25 protein-coding genes are annotated in these 24710 nt (G+C 64.0%); 11 read left to right on the top strand and 14 right to left on the bottom strand.

Features of this window, described 5'->3' with window-relative positions:
- Positions 1 to 101 precede the first annotated feature (101 nt).
- The gene (locus SO140_RS35630) at positions 102 to 872 is read left to right on the top strand and encodes an anti-sigma factor family protein (RefSeq protein WP_449378772.1); all 771 of its coding nucleotides are present in this window, start codon (positions 102 to 104) and stop codon (positions 870 to 872) included.
- Between the two features lie 342 nt (positions 873 to 1214).
- Here SO140_RS35630 and SO140_RS35625 read toward each other — a convergent pair whose 3' ends face one another.
- Entirely contained in the window at positions 1215 to 2168 is a 954-nt protein-coding gene (locus SO140_RS35625; protein WP_449378653.1) for a DnaJ C-terminal domain-containing protein, read from the bottom strand.
- 113 nt (positions 2169 to 2281) lie between these two features.
- Positions 2282 to 2695, bottom strand: a complete 414-nt coding sequence (locus tag SO140_RS35620) for an RT0821/Lpp0805 family surface protein (protein ID WP_498543771.1) — start codon at positions 2693 to 2695, stop codon at positions 2282 to 2284.
- Positions 2696 to 2808: 113 nt separating this feature from the next.
- Between SO140_RS35620 and pdxH the strand changes: the two genes are divergently transcribed.
- From pdxH to SO140_RS35605, 3 genes are read left to right on the top strand one after another with little or no spacing between them, the layout of a single operon-like run.
- The gene (pdxH, locus tag SO140_RS35615) at positions 2809 to 3450 is read left to right on the top strand and encodes a pyridoxamine 5'-phosphate oxidase (protein ID WP_449378655.1); all 642 of its coding nucleotides are present in this window, start codon (positions 2809 to 2811) and stop codon (positions 3448 to 3450) included.
- A 38-nt stretch (positions 3451 to 3488) separates the two neighbouring features.
- On the top strand, positions 3489 to 4241 hold the full coding sequence (locus SO140_RS35610; RefSeq protein ID WP_449378656.1) for an SDR family NAD(P)-dependent oxidoreductase: 753 nt from the start codon (positions 3489 to 3491) through the stop codon (positions 4239 to 4241).
- 27 nt (positions 4242 to 4268) lie between these two features.
- Entirely contained in the window at positions 4269 to 5039 is a 771-nt protein-coding gene (locus SO140_RS35605; protein ID WP_449378657.1) for a class I SAM-dependent methyltransferase, read from the top strand.
- Positions 5040 to 5157: 118 nt separating this feature from the next.
- Here SO140_RS35605 and SO140_RS35600 read toward each other — a convergent pair whose 3' ends face one another.
- A complete protein-coding gene (locus tag SO140_RS35600; RefSeq protein WP_449378658.1) occupies positions 5158 to 5376 on the bottom strand; it encodes a hypothetical protein in 219 nt (72 codons plus the stop codon).
- 188 nt (positions 5377 to 5564) lie between these two features.
- Complete coding sequence (locus SO140_RS35595; protein ID WP_449378659.1) at positions 5565 to 6542, bottom strand: magnesium transporter CorA family protein; 978 nt, start codon at positions 6540 to 6542, stop codon at positions 5565 to 5567.
- A 345-nt stretch (positions 6543 to 6887) separates the two neighbouring features.
- Between SO140_RS35595 and SO140_RS35590 the strand changes: the two genes are divergently transcribed.
- On the top strand, positions 6888 to 7571 hold the full coding sequence (locus tag SO140_RS35590; RefSeq protein WP_449378660.1) for a L,D-transpeptidase: 684 nt from the start codon (positions 6888 to 6890) through the stop codon (positions 7569 to 7571).
- A gap of 34 nt (positions 7572 to 7605) precedes the next feature.
- Here the strand turns inward: SO140_RS35590 and SO140_RS35585 are convergent, their stop codons facing one another.
- Complete coding sequence (locus tag SO140_RS35585) at positions 7606 to 8712, bottom strand: extensin family protein (RefSeq protein ID WP_449378661.1); 1107 nt, start codon at positions 8710 to 8712, stop codon at positions 7606 to 7608.
- Between the two features lie 64 nt (positions 8713 to 8776).
- Between SO140_RS35585 and SO140_RS35580 the strand changes: the two genes are divergently transcribed.
- Together SO140_RS35580 and SO140_RS35575 are read left to right on the top strand one after the other, a co-directional pair.
- Positions 8777 to 10405: a fatty-acid--CoA ligase gene (locus SO140_RS35580; RefSeq protein ID WP_449378662.1), complete on the top strand. Its 1629-nt coding sequence runs from the start codon at positions 8777 to 8779 to the stop codon at positions 10403 to 10405.
- A gap of 232 nt (positions 10406 to 10637) precedes the next feature.
- Positions 10638 to 11492, top strand: a complete 855-nt coding sequence (locus SO140_RS35575; RefSeq protein WP_449378663.1) for a DUF1499 domain-containing protein — start codon at positions 10638 to 10640, stop codon at positions 11490 to 11492.
- A gap of 103 nt (positions 11493 to 11595) precedes the next feature.
- Here the strand turns inward: SO140_RS35575 and SO140_RS35570 are convergent, their stop codons facing one another.
- The 4 genes from SO140_RS35570 to SO140_RS35555 all read right to left on the bottom strand — a co-directional run bounded on the left by SO140_RS35570 (position 11596) and on the right by SO140_RS35555 (position 17021).
- Positions 11596 to 12519, bottom strand: a complete 924-nt coding sequence (locus SO140_RS35570; protein ID WP_474800924.1) for an MBL fold metallo-hydrolase — start codon at positions 12517 to 12519, stop codon at positions 11596 to 11598.
- A gap of 185 nt (positions 12520 to 12704) precedes the next feature.
- Positions 12705 to 13919: an acyl-CoA dehydrogenase gene (locus SO140_RS35565; protein WP_449378665.1), complete on the bottom strand. Its 1215-nt coding sequence runs from the start codon at positions 13917 to 13919 to the stop codon at positions 12705 to 12707.
- Positions 13920 to 14047: 128 nt separating this feature from the next.
- Positions 14048 to 15124 carry a 3,4-dihydroxy-2-butanone-4-phosphate synthase gene (gene ribB, locus SO140_RS35560; RefSeq protein WP_449378666.1) on the bottom strand — a complete coding sequence of 359 codons (1077 nt, stop codon included), beginning with the start codon at positions 15122 to 15124 and terminating at the stop codon, positions 14048 to 14050.
- A gap of 172 nt (positions 15125 to 15296) precedes the next feature.
- Positions 15297 to 17021: a cation:proton antiporter domain-containing protein gene (locus SO140_RS35555; protein ID WP_449378667.1), complete on the bottom strand. Its 1725-nt coding sequence runs from the start codon at positions 17019 to 17021 to the stop codon at positions 15297 to 15299.
- Between the two features lie 67 nt (positions 17022 to 17088).
- On the opposite strand from SO140_RS35555, the gene SO140_RS35550 reads away from it, so the two are divergent.
- Together SO140_RS35550 and SO140_RS35545 are read left to right on the top strand one after the other, a co-directional pair.
- Positions 17089 to 17622 (top strand): DUF3124 domain-containing protein, encoded by a 534-nt coding sequence (locus SO140_RS35550; RefSeq protein WP_449378668.1) that lies wholly within the window; start codon positions 17089 to 17091, stop codon positions 17620 to 17622.
- 53 nt (positions 17623 to 17675) lie between these two features.
- The gene (locus tag SO140_RS35545; protein WP_449378669.1) at positions 17676 to 18911 is read left to right on the top strand and encodes an aminotransferase-like domain-containing protein; all 1236 of its coding nucleotides are present in this window, start codon (positions 17676 to 17678) and stop codon (positions 18909 to 18911) included.
- Positions 18912 to 18918: 7 nt separating this feature from the next.
- Here the strand turns inward: SO140_RS35545 and SO140_RS35540 are convergent, their stop codons facing one another.
- Positions 18919 to 19191: a helix-turn-helix domain-containing protein gene (locus SO140_RS35540; protein ID WP_449378670.1), complete on the bottom strand. Its 273-nt coding sequence runs from the start codon at positions 19189 to 19191 to the stop codon at positions 18919 to 18921.
- An 89-nt stretch (positions 19192 to 19280) separates the two neighbouring features.
- Positions 19281 to 20561 carry an amidohydrolase family protein gene (locus SO140_RS35535; RefSeq protein WP_474800929.1) on the bottom strand — a complete coding sequence of 427 codons (1281 nt, stop codon included), beginning with the start codon at positions 20559 to 20561 and terminating at the stop codon, positions 19281 to 19283.
- 168 nt (positions 20562 to 20729) lie between these two features.
- Between SO140_RS35535 and SO140_RS35530 the strand changes: the two genes are divergently transcribed.
- Together SO140_RS35530 and SO140_RS35525 are read left to right on the top strand one after the other, a co-directional pair.
- Positions 20730 to 21176 (top strand): hypothetical protein, encoded by a 447-nt coding sequence (locus SO140_RS35530; RefSeq protein ID WP_449378672.1) that lies wholly within the window; start codon positions 20730 to 20732, stop codon positions 21174 to 21176.
- Positions 21177 to 21284: 108 nt separating this feature from the next.
- Entirely contained in the window at positions 21285 to 21506 is a 222-nt protein-coding gene (locus tag SO140_RS35525) for a hypothetical protein (protein ID WP_449378673.1), read from the top strand.
- 57 nt (positions 21507 to 21563) lie between these two features.
- Here the strand turns inward: SO140_RS35525 and SO140_RS35520 are convergent, their stop codons facing one another.
- The 3 genes from SO140_RS35520 to SO140_RS35510 form a co-directional block, all read right to left on the bottom strand.
- Positions 21564 to 22382, bottom strand: a complete 819-nt coding sequence (locus tag SO140_RS35520) for an aldo/keto reductase (RefSeq protein WP_449378674.1) — start codon at positions 22380 to 22382, stop codon at positions 21564 to 21566.
- Positions 22383 to 22538: 156 nt separating this feature from the next.
- The gene (locus SO140_RS35515; RefSeq protein WP_449378675.1) at positions 22539 to 24113 is read right to left on the bottom strand and encodes an alkaline phosphatase D family protein; all 1575 of its coding nucleotides are present in this window, start codon (positions 24111 to 24113) and stop codon (positions 22539 to 22541) included.
- 112 nt (positions 24114 to 24225) lie between these two features.
- Positions 24226 to 24636 carry a hypothetical protein gene (locus SO140_RS35510; RefSeq protein WP_449378676.1) on the bottom strand — a complete coding sequence of 137 codons (411 nt, stop codon included), beginning with the start codon at positions 24634 to 24636 and terminating at the stop codon, positions 24226 to 24228.
- Positions 24637 to 24710: the final 74 nt, after the last annotated feature.

The raw sequence follows: 24710 nt of genomic DNA, 5'->3' as shown, positions 1-24710 counted from the left end.
AGGTCCACACATCGGATTTTCAACGCCCTGTGCATGCAGCGGGGACGAATGGATTTGAACGGCGAACGATATTTTGGGCCGACGAGCCAGAGATGACTGATATGACCGAGCGCAGGATTTCAGTGACCGAGGACGAATTGCACGCCTATGTCGATGGCGAGCTGCCGGCCGAGCGCCGCGCCGACGTCGAGGCCTGGCTCGCCACCCATCCCGAGGAGGCCGAACGGGTCAACTCCTGGCGCACGATGGCCGAGTTGCTGCACGCCCGCTATGACACCGTGGCGCAGGAGCCGGTGCCGAGGCGCCTGGAGCTCGAGCGGCTGGAGCGTCGCCCCAGGCAATGGCTCTATGGCGCCGCGGCGGCGGCCCTGCTGGCCTTCGTGGCCGGCGGCGCGGCCGGCTGGGTGGCGCACGGCGCTGCCAATACGCCCTCGACCTTCCAGAGCTTCACCGAGGACGCGCTCGACGCCCACCGCCTCTATGTCGTCGAGGTCCGCCACCCCGTCGAGGTCCCCGGCAACGAGCGCGACCATCTCCAGGCCTGGTTGACCAAGCGCTGCGGCTGGACGGTGTTCGCGCCGAACCTCGAGGCAAGCGGGCTCAAGCTCGTCGGCGGTCGGCTGCTGCCGGGGCCGAGCGGCCCGGCCTCCTTCCTGATGTATGAGGGGGCCTCCGGGGAGCGGTTCACGATCTACACCGCCAAGACCAAGGCCGGCGAGACGCAGATGCGCTACACCACGATGGACAAGGATGGAGCCTTGTTCTGGGCCGACCGTGGCGTCGGCTATGTCGTCAGCGGCGGCGGCGACCGCGACAGGCTCACCAAGGTGGCGCGCGCCGTCTACGACCAGGCGGAGAAGAACGGCACTTGAGCAACGCAAGGGCGCATTCGCCAAAATTCGGTCATTGAAAATTTGGAATCAAGACATCGACACGTCTCATTATCGCACCGGATGATCACGCGAAAATGAGTAGCGTTCGATCCGCCGATCGGCGCAGGCGGCCTCGATTGGGGTTTTTGGTACCGCGCTGGTCCCCCTCTCGAGGCCGCACTCTTTTCGCGGCTGCATTTGCGGCAGCCGGCACGCCGGACACGCTAGCGTCGAAGCGCTACCGCGCTCCATGCGTCTATTGGAGCATTACCTGCTGGGAAAATGCTCGCTGCGAGCGCATGATCCGTTCGGACAAGCCGCCCCGCTTGTCCCGATCATGCGTTAGCCGAGCCCACTACGCGGATTGTAGGGGTGCTGGTCCCGCCACTTTTGCATCAATGCTTCAAGCTCGGCATCGTTCCCGTCCGGCAGCATGATGCGGGTGGTGACGAAGAGATCGCCGGTTCCACCCGATTTCGGCAGGCCTTTGCCCTTCAGCCGGAAAGTCCGGCCGCTCGAGGTGTTCTTCGGGATCGTCAGTTCGACCGCGTTGCCGAGGGTCGGCACACGGACCTTGCCACCGAGCACCGCCTCATAGAGCGTGACCGGCAGGTCGATCCGCAAGTCGGCGCCATCGACCTTGAAGAACGGGTGCGGGCCAATGGTGACGGTGATGAGCAGGTCGCCGGGCGGATGGCCCGGCGCAGTCTCACCCTGCCCTTTCAGCCGGATCTGCTGGCCGCTCGCGACGCCGGCCGGAATCTTGACGTTGAGCTCCTTGCCGGTCGGCAGCCGGACGCGTTTGTCTCCGCCGTTGACCGCCTCCTCCAGCGACACCGTCATGGCGACGTTGAGGTCGAGATCGACGCCGACCCCGCCGGTATCGAACTCGAACTGGGGTCCGCCGCCACCGTGCCGCGCACCGCGCGCCGCGCCGCCGAACATGCTGTTGAGGATGTCCTCGAACGCGCCTCCACCCGGGCCGCCGCCGCCGGAGCGGAATGAATATTCGAAGCCGCCGGGGCCGGCGCGCCCGCGCGCGCCCCCGCCGCCCGGAAAGCCCTGGAAGCGCGGCTTGCCCTCGGCGTCGATCTCGCCACGATCGAACTGCTTGCGCTTGTCCTCGTCGCCGAGGATCTCGTTCGCAGTGTTGATCTCGGCGAAGCGCTCGGCTGCCTTGGGGTCGTTCTTGTTGCTGTCGGGATGATGCTTCTTGGCGAGCTTCCGATAGGCGCTCTTGATCGCGGCAGCGTTGGCGCTCCGCGGCACCCCCAAGACCTCATAGGGGTCGCGCATCCGTCACGTCTCCCTTCACGGAAATCGATGGTGTCAAAAGGGCTCCCCGCCCCCGTCTGGGGATCATCTGGGGTGTCCGTGGCATTTTTGCAACTAGGCTCGCCGAGCGAATCCTAGCTCCGCCATGGCTTTAGCGTATGAATCTCCCAACGGCCATGGCCGCTCCGACAGCCGGCCCCCTGGAGCCAGCTTTCGGTCCGGCCGTTGACGTAGCTCGCCAGGAAATCCCGGCATTTGCGACCGTCCTCGGCGGCGTAGGACTGCGCGATCGGGGTCACCGAGCCGCGTGCGCCGGTCTCCGGATTTTCCCAATGCTGGCTGGCATCCTTGTCGCCCTGGCTCAGCACGTCGGAGGCCGCGTTGCGAGCGAAGGCGAGATCGCCCTCCGTCGGCGCCTGCGTGGTGATCGAGCCGGTGACCTCGCTCTCGTCCATCTTGGCGAACGGCCCCTTGGCCAAGACACCGCCGCCATCATTGCGTGACAGGCTACAGCCGCCGGCGCCGAGCCCGATTAGAATCATTGTCATGACGAGGCTGGAGGGCCGGATCGCCGATAGGCCAACGGTGCCCCATGCCCTATATAGGGCGGAAGCGGACAACAACGCGCTTTGGGCCGCAGAACGCAACTCGGACTCCAGACATGACCGATACGACCTCGATGAAACACCAGACACCCTTAACATCCGGTGATTTCACCGCCGCCGACGAGCCGTTGGCGCTGTTCGAGGCCTGGCTGAACGAGGCGATCAAGAGCGAGCCGAACGATCCCAATGCCATGGCGCTCTCGACCGTCGATGCGGAAGGCCTGCCCGACGTGCGCATGGTGCTGATGAAAGGCTTCGATTCCGACGGATTCGTCTTCTACAGCCACATCGCGAGCCAGAAGGGCCGTGAACTCGCCGCAAATCCTAAGGCCGCTTTACTTTTTCACTGGAAGTCGCTGCGCCGGCAGGTGCGCATCCGCGGCAACGTGACGCCGGTGACCGACGCCGAAGCCGACGCCTATTTCGCCACTCGCCCCAAGCAGGCGCAGATCGGCGCCTGGGCGAGCAAGCAGTCGCAGCCGCTTGAGAGCCGCTTCGCCTTCGAGCAGGCGATCGCCAAGATCGCCGCCAAATACGTGATCGGCGAGGTGCCGCGGCCGCCGGGCTGGAGCGGCTGGCGCATCACGCCCTTGCGGATCGAGTTCTGGCACGATCGCCCGTTCCGCTTGCACGATCGCATCGAATTTCGCCGTGACGCGGCGGGCCAGCCATGGTCCAAGACGCGGATGTATCCTTGAGCCTCAACGTCAGCTTCGGGCCGACCTGAAAGATGTCCATGCCGCATTCGTCCAATGCGCCACGCCGCACGCTGCTCCTGACTGGGGCGAGCCGCGGCATCGGCCACGCCACCGTGATCCGCTTCTCCTCGGCGGGCTGGCGCGTCATCACCTGCTCCCGGCATGCGTTTCCGGAGGACTGCCCTTGGGACGCCGGCCCCGAAGATCACATCCAGGTCGACCTTGCCGATCCCGAGGATACGGCGCGCGCGATCCATGAGATCCGCCGCCGCCTCGAAGGTGGCGCGCTGCATGCGCTCGTCAACAACGCCGCAATCTCGCCGAAGGGCCCCGGCGGCTCGAGGCTCGGCTCAGTCGACACCGATCTCGACACCTGGACGCATGTCTTCCACGTCAACTTCTTCGCGCCGATCATGATGGCGCGTGGGCTGATCGAGGAGTTGAAAGCGGCGAAGGGATCGGTGGTGAACGTCACCTCGATCGCCGGCTCGCGCGTGCATCCCTTCGCGGGGGCGGCCTATGCCACCTCGAAGGCCGCGCTCGCCGCGCTGACGCGCGAGATGGCTTCCGACTTCGGCCGCGTCGGCGTGCGCGTCAATGCGATCGCGCCGGGCGAGATCGACACCTCGATCCTGTCGCCGGGCACCGAGAAGATCGTCGACCAGCAGATCCCGATGCACCGCCTCGGCACGCCCGACGAGGTCGCCAAGATCATCTACGTGCTGTGCACGGAGACGTCGTCCTACGTCAACGGCGCCGAGATCCACATCAACGGCGGCCAGCACGTGTAAGGCGAGGAAAGGACCGCGGGTGGAGCGATGGGTCGATTTGCGACGACGGCAGCGCTCTACGAGAACCTGCGGCCGCCTTATCCGCCGGAATTCTTTCGCAGTGTCGCGCAGAAGCTCTCCCTCACCGAGCGATCCGCGCTGATCGACCTCGGCACCGGGCCCGGACTGCTCGCACTCGGCTTTGCCCCCTATGTCGGCCGCATCGTCGGCGTCGACCCGGAACCGGGCATGCTCGATGCCGCACAGCGTGCGGCCGCGCGCGCCGGCCGGGACCTCAGGCTGATCGAGAGCAAGGCCGAGGGGCTTCCCGCCGACATCGGGTCCTTCGACGTCGTGACGATCGGGCGCGCCCTGCATTGGATGGATCGTGCGCCTATCCTTGCAGTGTTCGAGCGGCTGGTCGCGCAGGGCGGCGCGATCGCCGTCTGCGCGTCGTTTCCAACCCACGATGGGCGCAATCCGTGGCTCGACGATTACAATGCGGTGCGCCGCAACTGGTCGCCAGCGGGCCTCTGGGAGGATGCTGGCCGCGGCGAGCGAACACACCGCGACCTGCCGGCCTTTTTCCAAGGCAGCGCATTTCACGTGGCGGATGTGATCAGGGTCGAGACGAGGCACGAGATCAGCGTGAGTGATCTGGCGCGGCGCGTTCTCACCTTTTCCTCGTCATCCCCCGAAGCATTGGGCGACAGTGTCGAGGCGATGCTGCGCGATGTCGAGGAGCATCTTACGCCATTCAGCCGCGACGGCATGATCACCGAAACGCTGCTAACCGTGGCCGAGATCGCAAGGCGCTAAGAGCACTGGAATTGCGCGACGATGCGGCGGGTGTTCATGATCCGTGTTTCGAACGGAAGCAAGGCAATCCAGAACAAAGCCGCCGCAAGACCTGGATTGCCTTAACCCCTCCCGTTTCTCAATCGGCACGAAGCCGACGCGACGTCTCGCGCACCCGCGGAGCGGCTACATTGAATGCGGTCGAACAGTCGTCGTCGTTCTCGCCGTCGAGCAGCGGAGCACCACAGTGCCGGCACAGCCGTGCCGACGTCGACGACGCCTTGCCGTTCGCCAGGACCTGACGATAGCTCGCCAGATCGATGACGTTGCGGGGCGTCGTTATGCGTTTTTCAACCATGGCTGTTCCTCGCGGCTTACCCGCTGCTTATCGCAGACAAGTTTCGCCCAAACGTTCAGCCCAACGCTCAAATTTTAGCTGAGGAAATGAGGCAGAGAATGTGACCTAGATACGGCCTACGCAGCGCCACATTTCACAACGCGCGTTCACTGTCTCTCTGTGAGCCATGTAACAGTTCGGTAGCTATCTCACAGCCACTTCTTCCACTTGAAGATCCAGTACGGAACAATCGCAGCGGCGAGCATCATCACCAGCGCCATGGGATAGCCGTGCGCCCATTCGAGCTCCGGCATCGCCTTGAAGTTCATGCCGTAGATGGACGCGATCAGCGTCGGTGGCATCAGGACCACAGCCATCACCGAGAACAGCTTGATGATGTTGTTCTGCTCGAGATTGACGACGCCGAGCATGGCGTCGAGCACGAAGGTGATCTTGTTGGACAGATACGACGCGTGGTCGGTCAACGAAGCCACGTCGCGCTGCATGGTCTTGAGCTGCTCGCGCATGTCCTTGGACCATTTGACGCCTTCCACGATGGCCGAGAGGAACGTGACGACGCGACCGATCGACACCAGGCTTTCGCGAACCTTCGAGGTCAGGTCGCCCTTGCGGCCGATCGCGATCAGAATCTGGGAATATTGCTTGGCGTGACCGTGGCGCTCGCTCTCGGGCTCGAAGATGTCATGCGAGACCTGGTCGATGTCGGCGCCGCAGCGTTCCAGGATGTCGGCGCAGCGGTCGATCACGGCATCCAGAAGTTCCATCAGCACCATCTCGCCGGTGATGGCGGGGGTGCAGGAGCGGGCGAGCTTGGCCTCGACCAGCGCGAAGGGCTTCGGTAGGTCATAGCGTACCGTCACCAGGCGATGGTCGCCGAGGATGAAGGTGACCGCCGTGGTCCGGGGCATGTCGGTATCCGAGTGGCACATCAGCGTCGCCGTCATGTACCGCGCGCTGTTCTCGATATAGAGGCGGCTGGAAATCTCGATCTCCTGCATGTCCTCCCGGGTCGGGATCGCGATACCTGCGAGCCGTTCAACCGCCTTGTCCTCGGCGGCGGTGGGATTGAACAGGTCGATCCACACCGCGTTCTCCGGCAGGACCGCGAGGTCTTCGACGACGGCCTTCTTCAGGGAGGACTCGGAGGGAACGAACACCGAAAACATGAAAAACTCCAGCAGGGGGCCGAAAAGGCCGACTTACGGCCCTTAGCGCGATTCTGACAGGTGCAGGATGACAATCACATTAATGGGGCGTTTGCACTTATGGCTGGGCGGCGGCGCAAACCGTGGCAGGGAATCGACATTCAGGCATTCCTTGCCCAAAAATCGACCTGGAGTCTCAAAAATTGCGGCAAAAAAGCCACAGCTTGGGCTTTGCAGCGCGGGATAAAGCCCTAAAAGCTGGAATTGTGGCAGGTTTCAACCGATAATACGCCCATCGGAATCGTGGAACTTGGGCGGTAAGCTCAGGGCCGCGCATGGGTATTTGTTTCGATTGGAACCAAGCCAATGTCGTCGCTGAAAGTTAAGTTGGGAATTCTGGCCGCCGGTTTGATGCTGTCGGGCTGCATGCAGGCCACGCATTTCGAAGCGACCGATACCAAGGCCTTCAAGCCAAAGGACAAGGAACTCCTTGCCAAGATTCGGTACGAGAACACCCCCGTCGCCGAGCCGTTCCGCCGTGCCATCGTCGATTACCACCGCAAGGAATCGCCTGGCTCGATCGTGGTCGATTCCGACAATCATTACCTCTACTACGTAATGGATAGCGGCAAGGCGATCCGCTACGGCATCACCGTCGGCGAAGAAGCCATGGCCTGGTCGGGTATCGCCAAGATCGGCAGCATGACCGAATGGCCGGCCTGGCATCCGACCCCCGGCGAAATCTCGCGTCTGGGCGTCCCGACCTATGTGGCGCCGGGTCCTGACAATCCGATGGGCTCCCGCGCGATGTACCTGTACTCGGGGGGCAAGGACACGCTGTTCCGCATCCACGGTACAAACCAGCCTGAATATATCGGTGCCTCGATTTCCTCGGGCTGCATCCGCCTGACCAACGAGGACGCGATCGACCTCTACAACCGCGTCAAGGTCGGCACCATCGTGGTCGTGCTCGAGCCGAAGCACGGTGACTCCCCGTACAATTCGCAGCTTGCCCTGCGTGGAGGCGGCAACAGCACTTCACAGTACTGAGCTTTCCTGAGGCTTTCGAAGAAGCGCCGGCTCGCTACCGGCGCTTTTTTGTTGCCCGCTTTCGGGGCGCTTGGGCGGCGCTCGCAGGCTCGCCCGGTTGTGACGTGCCGGACTTCGCCGCATCGCCCTGCTCTGCACCCTCCTTGGTCTCATCCGACTTGCCATCCGACTTGGCATCCGACTTGGCCGCCACCTCGCGCGGCGGGGCGTCCTCCGGCCGCTGGGCCGGCAGCAGCGGGGCGACCTGCGGCAGCGGGTCCCAGACATTCCACTGACAGATCCGGTAATCGTTGCGGCGCTGCATCAGATCGAGATGGATGTGGTCCTCGTGATACCAATCCGATCCCGGCCCCAACACTGTTGAGAAGCGCGTGCAGACCGAATGCAGCACGCGCTCGCGCAGGTCCCGCGGCACGGCGCGGTCGGTCAACCCGATCGACTGGCCGTTGGCAAGTTTGAACGCGCGCACGTCGAGCGCGTTGGCGCGGCCGTGCTCGGACAGCATGGCGCCGACGATGCGGTTGCGGCCACGGCACTCGAAGGAATCGAAATTGTCGAGATCGCTGATGGTGCTTCCAAGGCTCGCCGCGAGCGGCGCCATGTCCGAGCGCACCCAGTCGGCAATGGCCGACGCCATGCTGCAGCGAAGGATCGCGGCCGGCTTGACCTGCACCTTTCGCTTGTCCGGCAGCACGATCGCCTCGAGCCGCACCAGATCCTCGCCACCGCAGCTACCCGGACCATGAATGTCCGGGATCGATGGCGCGATCGCAATTTCCTCGGTCAGGGCGAGGCGGCAGGCCGAGGCCCGCCTCTCAGGCGGGGCCGCCGGTCCGGCCGGCTTGTCGGCAGCAGGTTTTTCTTCCGCCGCCGGCCGCTCCGGCGCAGGCTTGGCCACTTCCTTGGGTGCATCTTCCGGACGCGGTCTCGGCAAGGGAATTTTGGCCGGCATTTTTGCCGGATGAACGGTGGCACGAGGCCGCGGCGGACCGAAGCCGAACAGGTCGAGCGGCGCGGCATATTTCCGCGCCTCGGCAGGCGCAAGCGACAGCCCCAGCGCGACGGTAACCATTGCCGCGCCGGCGGACATATAGCCGCGACAAGGCCATTTGCGGCAAAAGTCCGGCAGGCTAAAGTTCATGACAATTCTTTGGCCCAGACCCGAGAGTAATAACAAGTCCAGCCCTATTCGGAGGAACGTCGGAATGCTTGGTTTGATGCAAGATTGGCCCCTGCTCTGCCACCGGATCATCGAACACGCCGCCAGAATTCACGGCAAGCAGGAGGTCGTCACGCGTTCGGTCGAAGGACCGATCCATCGCACCAACTATGCCGAAATCCACGCGCGCGCCCTGAAGGTTTCGCAAATGCTGGAGGGCGATGGCATCAGGCTCGGCGACCGCGTCGCCACGATCGCCTGGAATACCTGGCGCCACCTGGAGGTCTGGTACGGCATCATGGGCATCGGCGCCATCTGCCACACCGTCAATCCCCGCCTTTTCCCCGAGCAGATCGCCTGGATCATCAACCATGCCCAGGACCGCATCGTGATGACCGACATCACCTTCGTTCCGATCCTGGAGAAGATCGCCGACAAGCTGGGAAGCGTGGAGCGCTTTGTCGTCCTTACCGACAAGGCGCATATGCCGCAGACTACGTTGAAGAACGCAGTCGCCTATGAGGAGTGGATCGCGAAGGCCGACGGCAAGTTCGAGTGGAAGGACTTTGACGAGAACACCGCGGCCGCGATGTGCTACACCTCCGGCACGACGGGCGATCCCAAAGGCGTGTTGTATTCGCATCGTTCCAACGTGCTGCACGCCTTGATGGCCAACAATGTCGACGCTCTCGGCACCAGTGCCGCCGAGACAATGCTGCCGGTGGTCCCGCTGTTCCATGCCAACAGCTGGGGCATCGCCTTCTCCGCTCCCTCGCAGGGCACCAAGCTGGTGATGCCCGGCGCCAAGCTCGACGGGGCCTCGGTCTACGAGCTGCTCGAAACCGAGAAGGTGACGCACACCGCGGGCGTTCCGACCGTGTGGTTGATGCTTCTGCAACACATGGCCGCCAACAATCTGAAGCTGCCGCATCTGAAGATGGTCATTTGTGGCGGCTCGGCGATGCCGCGCTCGATGATCAAGGCGTTTCTCGACATGGGCTCGAACGTGCGCCATGCTTGGGGCATGACCGAGATGAGCCCGATCGGCAGCGTATCGGCGCTGAAGCCGCCGTTTGCCAACGCGATGGGCGAACAGCGGCTTGATGTGCTCCAAATGCAGGGCTATGCGCCGTTCGCCGTGCAGATGAAGATCACCGACGACGCCGGAAAGGAACTGCCTTGGGACGGCACGACGTTCGGCCGCCTGAAAGTGTCGGGACCTGCGGTCGCCAAGGCTTATTACCGCGTCGACGCCAACATCCTTGATGAAGAGGGCTTCTTCGACACCGGCGACGTCGCCACCATCGACGAGGCCGGTTATATGCGGATCACCGACCGCTCCAAGGACGTCATCAAGTCCGGCGGCGAGTGGATCTCCTCGATCGATCTGGAGAACCTCGCGGTCGGCCATCCGGCCGTGGCGGAAGCGGCCGTGATCGGCGTCTTCCATCCCAAATGGGACGAGCGCCCGCTGCTGATCGTGCAGCTCAAGCAGGGCCAGCAGGCGACCCGCGACGACATCCTGAAGTTCATGGACGGCAAGATCGCGAAATGGTGGATGCCCGATGACGTCGCCTTCGTCGACGGCATTCCGCATACCGCCACGGGCAAAATCCTGAAGACGGCGCTGCGGGACCAATTCAAGGATTACCGTTTCCCGAACGCGGCGGCGTAGCGCATCACGAGAACATCGGCGGCGCGGCCCCCTGCGCGACCCGCGGGGGCCACGTCGTTTCCGAGCGCTCACAATCGCAAACGGCGAAAGCCGTCTCCGGCCGCAGAGGGATCCGGAATGGGGATGAAGGCGGGGGATAAACCGCTTCACAGCCCTGCGGAAAATGCGCTAGGTCAGCTTGCTCCCGTCGCCGTGTTCCGCAACCGGCGACTGACATCGGTGATGGAACAGCATGGCCCGCAGGTTTTCCGCTCCCTACCAGTCGGAGCCCGTGTCCGGGCTCGCCAGCTGGGCGCGCAATCTGGCCGTGTTCGCGGTAGTGGCGGTCCTGGTCTCGATCCTCATCGTCCGTTTCGGCTTTCTGGAGATCAAGCCGGCGCTGGCGACCTTCTTCGGCGGGCTTGCGATCGCAGGGCTCTCGATCCTGTTCGGACTCGCGGGCTTTGCGGCGATCTGGCAGAACGGCTCGCGTGGCATGGGGCGCATCCTGCTCGCCTTCCTGATCAACGCGCTGATCCTCGCCTATCCCGCCTATCTCGCCTTCCAATACCGCAGGCTGCCGGCGATCCACGACATCACCACAGATCCGATCGACCCGCCGCGCTTCGAGGCGCTGGCGCGCCTTCGCACCGGCGACGGTGCCAATCCGGCTGCCTATGCCGGCCTCTATTCGGCCGAGCAGCAGCGCCATTTCTATCCGGACATCGAGCCGATCGAGCTCGAGATTTCCGTCGACCGGGCCTACGCGCTGTCGCTCCAGATCGCCAGCAAGCGAAAGTGGCTGATCATCGACGAGCGTCCGCCGCAGCCTCCGCGCCGCATCGGCCGCATCGAGGCGGTAGCGCGCACGCCGATCATGGGTTTCCGCGAGGATGTCTCGATCCGCATCGTGCCTGACGGCGACGATTCCCGCGTCGATATCCGCTCGGCCTCGCGCTATTTCGACAGCGACCTCGGCAGCAACGCCGCGCGCGTCAGCAAGTTCATCGACGATCTCAACACCGCAGCCGACGCCGATGCGCTGAAGCCGGCGAAGAAGGCGCCCGTCGTGCCGGTCAAACCACCGGCGAAAACGGTGAAGAAATAAACCTTCCGTCATACCGGGGCGCGCAAAGCGCGAACCCGGAATCCAGAGATTGTGGCGCGAGATTCCGGGTTCGATGCTACGCATCGCCCCGGAATGACGGAGGCTAGGCTGCGGCCAATCGATACGTGCCCGAAATCACGGGATCGCCGTCCGTCGCCACCACGCCGCGGGCGACGAGGTCCTCCAGATGCGCCAGCACGGAATAGCCGGCCGCGGTCGTGAGCCTCGGATCGATGCCGATATAGATCGCACGCACCATGGTCGGGATGTCGGCCTCGCCCTTGGCGAGGCGATGCAGGATCGAGGCTTCGCGCGCCTTGCGATGGCGGATCAGGAAGCGCACATAGCGCGGCCCTTCGGGAATCTCGGCGCCGTGGCCGGAGAAATACAGATCCTCCTCGCGTGCTGCGAGCCGGTCGAGCGAGTCCATATAGTCGATCATCGAGCCGTCGGGCGGAGCGACGATCGAGGTCGACCAACCCATCACGTGATCGCCGACGAAGCTGAATTTCCGCTCGGGCCAGGCGAAGGCAAGGTGGTTGGCGGTGTGCCCCGGCGTCGCGACGGCTTCGAGCCGCCAGCCTGAGCCTTCGATGACGTCGCCATGGGCAACTGTCACGTCAGGCGCGAAGTCGCGGTCGGCACCCGATTCCGGATTGTGCTTCTCGCTCTCGAAGCGCGGGCGCGAGGCGCGATGCGGGCCTTCGGCATAGACGGTCGCGCCGGTCGCCGCCTTGATCCGGCCGGAGTTGGGCGAATGGTCGCGATGGGTGTGGGTGACCAGGATGTGCGTCACGGTCTCGCCGCTAACGGCATCGAGCAGCGCCGCCGCATGGGCCTCGTTGTCCGGACCCGGATCGATGATCGCCAGCTTGCCCTGGCCCACGATGTAGCTGACCGTGCCGGTGAAGGTGAACGGGCTCGGATTGTTGCAGAGCACACGGCGCACGCCGGGACAGACTTCCTCGACGACGCCCGGCTTCAGCGGAAAATTGCGGTTGAACGGGACGTCGTCATTATCGGACATGGCATTTCCTGTACGTACCGTCACACTCTTCGTCATCCCCCTCGAAAGCGGCGTATCCAGCACGCCGCGGCGCCGGAGGGGAAGACGAAGTCTCCGGGATACTGGATCGTCCGCTCCAGTGCGCAATCGCGCACAGGCGGACCATGACAGCGGAGCATACCAACCGCGTTCGACTTCCGTGGCGATCAGAAAAACGCCTGGATGCCCGTAATCGCGCGGCCGAGGATCAGGGCGTGGACGTCGTGCGTTCCCTCGTAGGTGTTGACCGTCTCGAGGTTATGGACATGGCGCATCACGTGATATTCGATCTGGATGCCGTTGCCGCCGTGCATGTCGCGCGCGACCCGCGCGATGTCGAGCGCCTTGCCGCAATTGTTGCGCTTGACGATCGAGATCATCTCGGGCGCGAACTTGCCTTCGTCCATCAGGCGGCCGACGCGCAAGCTTGCCTGGAGGCCCAGCGCGATCTCGGTCTCCATGTCCGCGAGCTTCTTCTGCACGAGCTGGGTCGCGGCGAGCGGCTTGCCGAACTGCTTGCGGTCGAGCGTGTATTGCCGGGCGCGGTGCATGCAGTCCTCAGCCGCCCCTAACGCCCCCCAGGAGATGCCGTAGCGGGCGCGGTTGAGGCAGCCGAACGGCCCCTTCAGGCCGGACACGTTGGGCAGCAGCGCGCTCTCGGGCACCACGACGCCGTCCATGACGACCTCGCCGGTGATGGAGGCGCGCAACGACAGCTTGCCGCCGATCTTCGGCGCGGAGAGGCCCTTCATGCCCTTCTCCAGCACGAAGCCACGGATCTGGTTGTCGTGCTCGGCCGACTTGGCCCAGACCACGAACACGTCGGCGATCGGCGCATTCGAGATCCACATTTTGCTGCCGGTCAGGCGATAGCCATCCGAGACCTTCTCGGCGCGGGTCTTCATACCGGCCGGATCGGAACCGGCGTCGGGCTCAGTGAGGCCGAAGCAGCCGACCCACTCGCCGCTGGCGAGCTTCGGCAGGTACTTCTTGCGCTGGTTCTCGTCGCCATAGGCATAGATCGGATACATCACCAGTGAGGACTGCACCGAGTTCATCGAGCGATAGCCGGAATCGACCCGCTCGATCTCGCGGGCGACGAGGCCGTAGGCGACGTAGCCCGCATTGGCACAGCCATATTCCTCCGGCAGCGTGATGCCGATCAGGCCGAGCTCGCCCATCTCGTTAAAGATCTCACGGTCGGTCTTCTCTTCGAGATAAGCCTTGGTGACGCGCGGCAGCAGCTTGTCCTGTGCGTAGGCCCGCGCAGTGTCGCGCACCATGCGTTCATCTTCGGTGAGCTGCTCGTCGAGCAGGAACGGATCGTCCCACTGGAAAGAAGCCGCAGCCGGCTTGTCCTTGGCCTGAGGGCGCACGCTCATGAAACGTCCTTTCGCGTCTGGTTCCGTCTAATTGACCGTTAAATTAAAACGCCGCCGCTCCAGTTGCAATTGCGTCCTGGTTTCGGTCATTCCGGCGCCGCCTGGCGCGCGCACGGAATGACGGCGCATCAGGTCTCGAGCTGCTCGTTGGCGACGATCTCGATGCCGAAGCCGGACAGGCCCTTGTAGTCATGCACCGACGACGTCAGATGCCGGATCGAGGTGACACCGAGATCGCGCAGGATCTGCGCGCCGACGCCGACCTCGCGCCACTGCCGGTTGCGGTCAGCCTCCGCCGTCGACTCGTCCGGCAAGGGCTCCACGGGAACGCCGGCGGCGCCATCGCGCAAGTAGACCAGGACGCCGCGGCCAGCCTTCTTGAAATGATCGAGCACGAGCTGCATGCGCTTATGGCCGGTGAAGATGTCCTTGACGATGTTCGGCTTGTGGAAGCGCGTCAGCACGTTCTTGCCGTCGCCGACGCCGTTATAGACGAAGGCGACATGGGCGATGGAATCGAAGGGCGAGCGATAGGCATAGCCCTGCAACGGCCCGATCGGGCTTTCGGTCACGAAGGTCGCGACCCGCTCGATCAGCTTTTCGCGCGCTTGGCGGTATGCGATCAGGTCCGCAATCGTGACATGCTTGAGCTTGTGCCGGACGGCGAACTGCGCGACCTGCTCACCCTTCATCACGCTGCCGTCGTCGTTCATCAGTTCGCTGATGACACCGACGGGCGGCAGACCGGAGAGCTTGCAGAGGTCGACGGCTGCCTCGGTATGACCGGAGCGGAGCAGCACGCCGCCATCCTTGGCGATCAACGGAAAGATGTGGCCCGGACGGGCGAAGTCGCCGGCGCCGACATTGGGATTGGCGAGCGCGCGACAGCAGGAGGCGCGCTCCTCGGCCGAAATGCCGGTGCCACCGTCGGGCTTGTAGTCGATCGAGACCGTGAAGGCCGTGGTGTGGGCGGAGTCGTTGTGGGCGACCATCGGATCGAGCCGCAGGCGCCGCGCGTCCTCCGTGGTGATCGGCGCGCAGACGATGCCCGAGGTATGGCGGATGATGAACGCCATCTTCTCGGCGGTGCAGAGCGAGGCGGCGACGATCAGATCGCCCTCGCCTTCCCGGTCCTCGTCATCGGTGACGACGACGAGCTCACCCTTGGCGAAGGCCTGCAAAACTTCCTGAACGGTATCGGGCATTTCCCAATCTCTGACTGTTGTGGGCCGGAGGCTTAGCCGGACTCCGATCCGCGCGCTAGTGCGCCGGGCGCAACCGCTTATGCCTTCAACAAGTCCCGCGGGGCCCGGCTTGCACCGGAAATACCAAGGATATAGGCCCCTCCCGGGCCGCGTGGAAGGTTGCCGAGCGCGCCTAGGGCAGCACTTCGCGCCGTTCGCTCAACCGTAGATCAAGCTCCGACCGCTTGTCCTCCAGCAGGCCAGCCTGGGCCGCCTCGATGATCGTGAACAGCTCATGCGCATCGCTGAGGCGGGTGACGGTGACATAGTCGGCGCCCGCCGCGTAGAGGTCGCCGACGTCGGACAGCAGATCGGCGGTCGCCACGATCAGGGCGCTGGGGTTGAGTACGCGGACGTGGCGGACGAGCTTCTCGTTGGTGGCCCCCTTCAACAGCGCATCAGGCACGCTGAGAATGATCATCTCGGACTTGCCGACGCCGGCATGGACGAGCGTGTCGACGTTGCTGATGTCGCCGTAGATGACATGCAGGCCGCGCGAAAGCAGCGTCTGGTACACATTGGGGTTGAAATCGACGACCGTGATCTGCTCGAGCAGCACCGGCGCCTGCCGCTCGATCTCCGCGAGCAGCGCGCTCGCGGCGCGGAAAAATCCGAGGATGACGATGCGCCGCGCCTCGCCATGGCCGCCTTCGTGCCCCTCCTCGGCGTGAGCGTGATCGAGGTCGCGAAGGCCGAACCGCTTCAAGGGACCGATCGCCCGGCGCGTGATCTCGTCGCTCCTCACCATCACGAAGGTCGAGAGCACCGCGAGCACAACGAAGGCGAAGGAGGCAGCGTTGGCGGTCTCCTGGGCGATATGGTTGTCGGTGACGCCGGTCTGGATCACGACCAGCGAGAACTCGCTGATCTGCGCGAGGTTGATCGCCGGCAGCAGGCTCGCGCGCAGGCCCTGCTGCATCAGATAGAGCGGCACGAAAGTGGTGACGAGCCGGCTCACGACCGTGAAGGCCGCAATCATCAGGGCAAGCCCGATCACCGACATGTTCGGCACGGGAATGGTCATGCCGAGCGCGACGAAGAACAGCGTGATGAAGAAATCGCGCAAGGTCGTGACCTTGGCGGTGACATCGAGCGCGTACGGGAAAGTCGAGAGCGAGACGCCGGCGATCAGCGCTCCCATCTCGCGCGATAGCGACAGCCGCTCGGCGGTCTCGGCGACCAGGAAGCACCAGGCAAGCGCGCCGAGCAGAATCAGCTCGGGGCGGCGCGCGATCTGGTGGAACAGGCGCGGCAGCGCGAAGCGGCTGACGAGGAGCGCTGCCGTGACCAGCACCACGACGCGGAGAATTGAGAGCAGGATGACACTCGCTTGCAGGTCGGCAAGGCTCGGCTGCACGGCGAGGAACAGGATGGCGAAGATGTCCTGGAGCACCAGGACGCCAAGGGTAATGCGGCCGGGTAGCGTATCCAGCTCGCGCTTTTCATAGAGCACCTTGACGATGATGACTGTACTGGAGAGCGCGCAGGCTACGCAGAGATAAAGGGCATCGAAATGACCGCCGCCGAGCGTCAGGCCGATGGCGGCGAAGAACGAGATGCCGAGCAAACAGCCGCCGAGGAGCTGGCCACCGGCCGCGAACAGGATCACCCGTCCCGCCCGCACGATCTTCTTCAGGTCGATCTCGAGCCCAATCATGAACAGCATGAAGATCAGGCCAAGCTCCGAAATGACGCTGATCGATTCCTGCGACTTGACCCAGCCGGCGCCGAATGGACCTATGCAGAAGCCGGCGATAAGGTAGGCCAGGATCAACGGCTGGCGGGCGAAATGGGCCAAAAGGCCGAGCATCCAAGCGAACAAAATACAAAGAGTGATATCGCCAATGAGTTCGTGCATCTCAAAGCAGTCCTTTTTGCCGCACCCTAGAGGCACGGTGCAGCGCGGCAAACGAGCAATTCGTCACATGCCAATTGTCCTGCAAATCGTGCTCGCATTGATAGCCGGCCTGCTCGGCGTGACGCTGCCCGCCGCGGCACAGCCGAAGGTCAATATCGAACAGGGCTTTGCTGATTCGCTCACGGTGATGCCGAAGGAGGAACTCGCCGTTTCGGGCGGCTTCTACGTGCCGGCCTATTCCAGCGTCGCGATGAGCCAGGGCAAGTTGCGCGTCGACTTCTCGGTGACCCTCAGCATCCACAATGCGTCGGAGACCCAGCCCCTGGTACTGAATCGGATCGCCTATTTCGACACAGCCGGCAAGATGATCGAGAGCTATCTGAAATCGCCGGTCGCGCTGAAGCCGCTTGCGACGGTCTCAGTCGTCATCCCGACCGAGGACGTGCGCGGCGGGACCGGCGCCAACTTCATCGTCGACTGGGCGGCAGCGAGCGAGATCGCCGAGCCCGTGATCGAGGCCTTGATGGTTGGCGGCGTCGCCAATGCGCACTACGCTTTCATCAGCCAGGGCCGCCCGACCCGGACGGTCGGCAAGAAGTAACAGGCCGGCCGGCGCAATGCCGTCTGGCTCAACAAGAACAGAGGAAACTGCCCATGACTGCCCACTTCGACTTCGCGCCCCTGTTCCCGCCGGGGCTGCCGGCTCCTTCTGCGCGCTGGACCGGGCTTGCAAAATACAGCTTCGTCGGCGGCAACAATGATTCCGAGCAGGTGCCGGTCGATGATTTGATCACGGCGGCCGATGCGGTGCTGCGGCGTGAGGGCCGCAACCTCGCCACTTACGGACTGGCGCATGGTCCGCAGGGCTACCTTCCGTTACGCGAATTCCTGAGCGCGAAGCTGAAACGCGATGCCGGCATTATCTGCACGGTCGACGACCTCCTGATCGTGTCGGGCTCCTTGCAGGCGCTCGACCTCGTCAACCACACGATGCTCGCGCGCGGCGACACCGTGATCGTCGAGCAGGAAACCTACCAGGGCGCGCTCAATCGTCTGACACGGCTCGGCGTGACTACGGTCGGCATTCCCCTCGATGGCGAGGGCATGCGGATGGATGCTCTGGCGTCTGCGCTTGCCGACCTAAGGAGCCGCGGCATCCAGCCGAAGTACATCTACACCATCCCGACAGTGCAGAATCCGACCGGCAGCATCATGCCGGAAAGTCGCCGCGCCGAGCTGTTGCGGCTTGCGGCCGACTACGGCGTGCCAATCTTCGAGGATGATTGCTATGCCGACCTCGTCTGGTCCGGAGAGCGGCCGCCGGCCATCCATGCGATGAGCGACAAGGGCGGCGTCATCCATATCGGCTCGTTCTCCAAATCGATCGCGCCGGCCCTCCGGGTCGGTTTCATCGTCGCGCCCTGGGAGGTGATGTCGCGGATTCTGGCGCTGAAGACGGACGCCGGATCCGGCGCGCTGGAGCAGATGGTGCTCGCCGAATATTGCAGGCCGCATTTTTCGACCCACGTACCGACTCTCACCCGTGCGTTGCGCTCAAAACTCGACACGCTGATGGAGGCGTTGAACGAGCAGTTCGGTACGGCTGCCGAGTTCGAGGAGCCCAAAGGCGGCATCTTCCTCTGGGTGAAGCTGCCAGACCATGTCGATACGCTAAAACTGTACCAGGCCGCACTCGCGGCCGGCGTCTCGATCAATCCTGGTTCGGAATGGTCGACCAGCAAGAGCCATTCCGGCCCGCGGCTGCGGCTCTGCTTTGCCAGCCCCACGCACCAGCAGATCCGCGAGGGTGTCGCCGCGCTCGCCGAAGTCTGCCGCAAGGAGTTCGGGGTGCCGGCGCGAATCGCGAACGTGGAGAGGGCGCAGGGTTGAAGCTGCCTCAGGCCGCCTGTGCCCGGCTGCCGTGGATCGCGGAGGCCAGCCGCAACAGGAGGACGATCGAGACGTTGCCCTTTCCGGCCTCGATCTGCGCGATGTAGCGCTCGGAGATTCCCGACCTGCGCGCGAGCTCCCGCCGCGACAGCTCGCAGCGCATGCGCGAGGACCGCACCCGCTCGCCAAGCTCCGCCAGGAATTCGGTTTCGGAATAACGCGGAACGGCGTCACTGCCCGGCAGCGCTTCGCCCGCGAAATCGGTGACTTCATCCAGCATTGATCTATCCACGATCGCCTCCCGAAGCCGGCATTATGGCGCAGCTTCGGGCCGCCTCATTGACGCGGATCAAATAGCGGAGCGATCGGCTAGCGCACCGCGAACGGCGACTGATACGGCCGGCCGAACGGCACCCCGTTGATCACGGTCTGGACCGGCTTCAGGTAGGCCTTGCCTTCGCGCTTGTTGTTGCGGGTGTCGACGAAGGTAACGGTGCCCTCGACAAGCTCCATGATCGCGACGTCGCCGGGAGCGCCAAGCTGGAGGGTGCCAAGCTTGGGCGCCCGATTGATGATCTTGGCCGGCGCGACCGTTACCATCGACACCACCTGCTCGAGCGAGAAGCCGAGCGTCATGAACTTGCTCATGACGTTGGGGAGGAACGGTATCCCCGGCGAGTTGCCGGAGAAGACGTGGATGTCGGACGAAATGGTGTCCGGCGTGCAGCCGCCGGGAATCGCGACCTCCGCGACCGTGAAATCGAAGCTGCCGCCGCCATGGCCGACATCGAAGATAACGCCGCGCTGCTTGGCGGCGAGCGCGGCGGGCAATAGTCGGCCGTCCTGCACGATGTTGGTGAAAGCGCCCGACATGTTCGGCGCACCGGAATAGGCATGCGTCAGCACGTCACCAGGGCGCAGCAGGTTGAGGATGTCGGACATCAGCTCCTTGGACTCGACGCCGCCGATATGGACCATCATCTTGGCCGGCCAGCCGCAGAGCTCGCAGGCCTGGATGCCGCGCTTGAGCGGCTCCAGCCCATGCTTGAAGATGACGTTCTCGGACATGCGCACCTTGACGCCGATGAGAAAGTCCGGATTTTCCGCGAGCGCCATCGCGCAGGCCTCCATTTGCGCATTGTCGATGTTGTAGAGCTCGGCAACGGGGAACGCCGACAGCCCGTTATTGGCGATATGCACGAAGGCGTAGATTCGCGCCCGCGACTGCGCGACGATGTAGCGGCGCAGCGCCGCGAGATTGTTCACGCCGGCATCGCCAGCCGACACCACGGTGGTGGTGCCCTGAAACTGTACCAGCTCGTCTGCGGGAATGCCGATGGCCGAGCCATAGGGATAGACGTGGCAATGCAGGTCGACGAGCCCGGGCGTCACCAGCTTGCCGGAAGCGTCGATGCTTTTCAGCGCGCGCTCCGCCGGAATCTCGGGTTCGACCGCCTCGATCACGCCCCAGCGGATGCCGATATCGCGTTTGCCGCGAAACGATTGGCTGGGATCGATCACGTCGCCACCCTTGATGACGAGATCGAACTTGTCGCCCGGCCCCATCGCCGCCTCGGCCCGACCCGAGAGAGCCGCCGCGGCAGACGATCCGGCGAACATGAGAAGCTGGCGACGCGACAACCCGGTCATGGCGACGTTCCCCCTTCTATTTATTGTGGAGATGATGCGCCGCGCGGTGTGCAGGTGCAAGCATCATGCATAAGCATGCCGAGTTGCAGTGCGGCATAACAATGCTAGGCTTGAAGCCATTGCGGCGGACCGTGGCGGGGATTTTCGGAAGTGACGGGATTATTCTTGATGCGCGGGATGATGGCCGCGCTGGTCTGGATTACGCTCGTATCCGCAGTCGACGCCGAGACGCTCGCGGCAACGATCGACAATTGGGGGCTGCTCGGCTCCTGGGCGATCGATTGCTCGCTCCCGCCCGATCGCGACAAGGGCGCAATGCTCACCTACGAGGTCAGGCCGGACGGCCGGGTGATGTATCGCCGCGACTTCGGTGATGCCAGAGATGAGAACGAAGTCGTGGGTGCTTCGACCGACGCAGACGGCCTGCTCAACATCATGGTGTTCTTCCCATCGCTGCATCAGGCGCGCGAGTTTGGCCTCGCATTGCAGGAGGACGGCAGCCTGCGCGCGATCTTCAATCGCGGCGAGCGCGGCGACTACACCATCCGCGACGGCAAGTTCGTCAAGACCGGCGCGCCGACACCTGCGCAGCACCGCTGCGGCAACAGCACGTGAGTGCACGCAAGCCGAAACTGAACAACCGTTCAGAATTTTCCTGGCGGTTCCTCCGGAACGTTCGCGCGCATGCGCGGTTTAAATTGGCGTTCATTGGAGGAGGACATCATGAGGAAGCTTGGCTATGTCGTCGCGGCTCTCGGCGCACTTGCGATCGCGGTGCCGACGATGGCGAGCGCCGAGACGGTGGTGATCAAGAACCATCATCACGGCCCCTACGGCGCCCGCGCCGAATTCCGCGAGCACCGTGACTACGGCATGCATCGTGGCTGGCATCATCACGGCGACAGGGTTGTGGTGATCAAGCGTGGCCACCGCCACTACGACTAATGCGCACGCTGAAATGGCCCCGGTGGGGCCATTTCCTTGCATGCGCACGCGGCAAGATCAGTCCCATGCCGGCGCGAAGCCGGGATTGACGCAGCGCCTGTCCTTGGGCAGCGCGGCGATTTTTCTGCGATCGTCGTCATCGAGCGTGATCTTCAGCGCGTCGAGATTGGCCTTTTGGCTCTCCGGCCGCGACGCCTTTGGAATCGCCGCTACATCCTTCCGATCGAGCAACCACTTCAGCGCGACCTGCGCAGCGGTCGCGTTGTGCTTGCGGCCAATCTCGCCCAGGACCGCATCAGAGGCGACGCGTCCCTGCGCCAGCGGGCAATATGCAATCAGCGGAATCGATTTTGCGACGAGATAGTCAATGACCTTCGATTGGTCGAGCATCACGTGATATTCGATCTGGTTGCAGGCGATCGGCGCCCTGATCTCCTCAACCGCGAGCTTGAGCAGCGCGGTGGTGAAATTGGCGACACCGATGGCGCGGGTCCGGCCCTCTTCCTTCAGCCTCATCAGCGTCTCGAAAACCGCCGGCCAGTTCGCACTCCGCGACGGCCAATGCACAAGATAAAGGTCGACGTGGTCGAGCCGAAGCTTGTTGAGGCTGGCGTCGAAGGCGCTGCGGATCGCGTCCGGTGCGAGGTTCTCGTGCCAGACCTTCGTCGTGACGTGCAGCTCGCCGCGCGGCACGCCGGCGCCGGCAATCGCCGCACCGATCGGCTCCTCATTGGCGTACATCTCGGCGGTGTCGATGTGGCGATAACCGAGCGACAGCGCACTTTCGACCGCGGCGCGGCAGACATCGCCCTGCATGCGGAACGTGCCGAGGCCGAGCTTGGGCATGCTGATGCCCTGGGTTTTGAGATTTTCCATGAGAACATTCCTGACGAATTCCAGCCCGCCGGATGCGCGCCGCAAAGGGCCGCGCAAGCAGAATTTTCGGTGGTGGAAGAGCGATGGCGAGCTGAGCACTATAGCTGGGCGGCTAAGGCGGGGCCAATCAAGATCGGGTTAGCTGGCGCCAGCCTCTTACGAATGCTGTGCCACCACGGCAGGCCGCACTTGCGGCTGCGGGAGGATGTCAACCGACCAGAGGTCGCGGTTGTCGACGTCCTTCAGCGTCACTGTCATGACTCCCGTGCGGCCATCGATGTCCACGCGGCCGAAGAACTGGAGTCCGAAGCAGGGCGCAAGGTTCTCACCCTGCTCGGCATTGCAGCCATGCTGGTACATCGCGACCGGTCCAAAGGTGTTGTCGAGCTCGCCCGGTCCCCAGGTGCCGGCATGGAGGGGGCCTGAGACGAACTCCCAGAACGGTTCGAAATCCTGGAAGACCGCGCGGTTGGGATCGTAGTAGTGCGCCGCCGTGTAGTGCATGTCGGCGGTGAGCCAGACGATGTTGCGCTCGCCGGCGCGCCTGATGAAGGACAGCAGATCCGCGATCTCGTGCTCACGCCGGTCGGGCGGACCGTCGCCGAGCGCGACGGCGTCGAGGCTGATCAGCCCGATCGGCAAGTCGGCCGCGATCACCTTCCAGGTCGCGCGCGAAGCGGCGAGTTCCCGCTTCAGCCAGGCGAGCTGCTCGCGGCCCAGGATCCAACCGTTGCGGTCCTCGCCCTTGTTCCAGGTGCCGTCGCGGTAGCTACGCATGTCGATCATGAAGACGTCGAGCAGCGGCCCGTAAGCAATCTTCCGATAGATACGGCCTTGCAGCTGCGGGATCTCGCGGATCGGCATGAAGTCGAAGAACGCGCGCCGGGCGCGCGAAACAAGGCGCGAGGTACCGTTGGCATCAAAGCCGGTCTCGTCGACGCTGCCATAAGGCGACCAATCGTTGGTAACCTCGTGGTCGTCCCATTGCGCGAACATCGGCACCTCCGCATGGAAGGCGCGGAAATTCTCGTCGAGGTGATTGTATTTGTAGTTGCCGCGAAACTGCGCCAGCGTGTGCGCGACTTCCGATTTCTCTTCGGTAACGAGGTTGCGCCAGATCTCGCCGTTCGGCAGCTTCAGTTCGGAAGGAATGGTGCAGTCCGCATAGATATGGTCGCCCGAATGGATGAAGAAGTCCGGACGGTTGTCGAGCATCGTGCGATAGGTGCGCATGCCGCCGCGCGACGTATCGATGCCCCAGCCCTGCCCGGCGGTGTCGCCGGACCACACGAAAGAGACCGACTGGCCAGCGGCCGGCGCGGTGCGGAAATGTCCCGTGCGCGTCTCGCCGGCAACGCCGGTCGCGATGTCGTCGAAGCGCACGCGATAGAAGATGTCCTGCCCGGGCGGGAGGTCGCGCAGCAGCACTTTTGAGGTGAGGTCGGCATCTGGCAGTGCGTTGGCGGATGCCGCGGACAGGATCGTCTTGAAGCTTTCGTCGGTGGCACATTCGACCTGCATCCGCGCGGGCCGATCGGCGCGCGACCAGATGACGGCAGAGCCTTCGGACACGTCGCCCGATTGGATGCCGCCCGCAATCAGCGGGCGGTCAGCGGCGAGGCTGAGATTTGGTTTGGCGAGAGGGCCGAGACCGGCGAGCGCGAGGGAGGATGCAGAGCGGACGAGAAACTGCCGCCGGGTCCATGCGCGCGATGCGCGGAGCGTTGCCATTCAGGAAACCTTCGTCGAATCGCGACGAAAGGTGCCTGCGCTCCTTGACTCCAAGCCGACGGTTTTTTGACTCCGCGCCCACCGTTTTGCGACGGACGGATGACGCTGCGCGTCAACGTTTCCAGTTGCAGATGCCGCCCGACCTGCACGGCCAGGTCTGGACGCGAGCGTCCATAGCCTGCGCGTCCAGCGGATTCGTGTGCCGATGCGCAAGCTTGGTGCGGGCAACGCCACGCGGTTGCGCGCTCTTCGCGCGAGCAACCCGCTGCTCCGGCGCCTTCACGCGCTCGGTCGCGACCGTCTTCGGCGTGACGTCAGGCACGGCACGCGCCGCGTCACTTCTTGCTTCCACCTGGACCGGCGCGAACTGCGTCGTCGGCCCAAGCCGTTTCGGCGACAGCACCGCCTTGGAGAGATCGAGGCCGAGATATTCGTGAGGCTTGTAGTCGTCAGCCATCGCCGCGTTGCTGCATGCCAGCACGAGCGCGGTGGCGAGGCCGAAAGAAACACCTTTCAGGACCAAGAACAGCCTCCTGAAATTCAACTAAGGGCAATTTTACCCTTATTTAGGAGGCGCGAGGCGGATTTCCAGCGGCA

The organism is Bradyrhizobium sp. UFLA05-108 (assembly GCF_059803455.1).
This window is presented reverse-complemented; position numbering and strand designations above follow the sequence as displayed.